Annotated in this window: 1 protein-coding gene; it reads right to left on the reverse strand. The window is 34.1% G+C overall.

Annotated features, from left to right (window positions below):
• Positions 1-466 (reverse strand): ABC transporter permease (locus tag DBR11_RS04625; protein WP_146186464.1); only part of this gene is annotated, 466 nt, incomplete at its 3' end.
• Positions 467-1,157 lie beyond the last annotated feature (691 nt).

Consider the following 1,157-nt stretch of genomic DNA (forward strand, 5'->3'; position numbering starts at 1 on the left):
CCGCTGTACGTCTGGTTAAAATAATCGAATTAGGTTGTTTAAAAGCTGTTTCGCTACTTCCATCTATAAATTTATATCTTAATATTTTAAGAATATCTGCGTCAGCGAAACGATTTTGTGCTTTAATACCAGCATTTCCATTCACAATCAGCATCTGGTCTACTCCAGTAATTTTAGCAATTTCCTGTATAGCAGAAAATTCACTTTTCATGGTTGGAGCAAGTGTATTTGGCGTAAGGTCTCCTGTGCTCACAATTTCTTGAACATCGTTCAATTGATTTGCCTTGACCTCAAAAATATTCTCCGCATCATTGTATTGACTATTAAACTTCCATTCATTAGCCACATAGATCAACAACAGTAAAGAAGAGGCTAGCCCTATAGCCAATCCTCCAAGATTAATCAAAGTAAATCTCTTGTTTTTGAAGAGACTTCTCCACGCTATTTTAAAGCTAATCTTTTCCATGTCAATTTTACTACCAACTGAATGCCAGATTTAAAGAAGGCCACAACTGAAGATAAAAGGCTAAAATAAGCAATTAGTTCAGATCCAGTTGGTCAGTATCGAACAGTTGGTGTACGATACCGTTCATCTCTATTCGGTACGAGTCAAATGAATTAAACCAGAACACAGATAAAAATGAAATAAAAGAAAGAAATCACAAAAAATTTGTTTCATCTAATAATAAAACTATATTTGAACCGAGAGCGTTAATTTAATGAAAAAGGGACCAGGTCGCTAGACTTAGGTCCCTTTTCTATTTACAGCCATGCACACCTTAACCATACATTCCTTCCGGCTTTAATAAAAAAATAAGCATGGCATTTCCATCCGGAAATCACCATGCTTTCAACTTATTACTACTTTTCAGGTTATGAAGCACGTTTAATAGTAATAGAGCGAACTGTATTTCGTACTAAGAGCCTCAAATATCCCATTTGTATTTGTACTTATAAATGGCAGACCTTAAAATCCATAAACTTTAAAGAAGAAACCCATTTAAACCATATTTAATTCTAAAAAAAAGACACCTGATCGATCTGATTTATATATTATTGGGTTTGCTCCCTATTTTATTTACCCTTTTGTTTTTGATATCTTTATAAATAAAAAGAATGGGCGAACACCATCACGAACATACACATGACCATCATGG

The organism is Pedobacter sp. HMWF019 (assembly GCF_003061025.1).
In the GTDB taxonomy this organism is placed as follows: Bacteria; Bacteroidota; Bacteroidia; order Sphingobacteriales; family Sphingobacteriaceae; genus Pedobacter.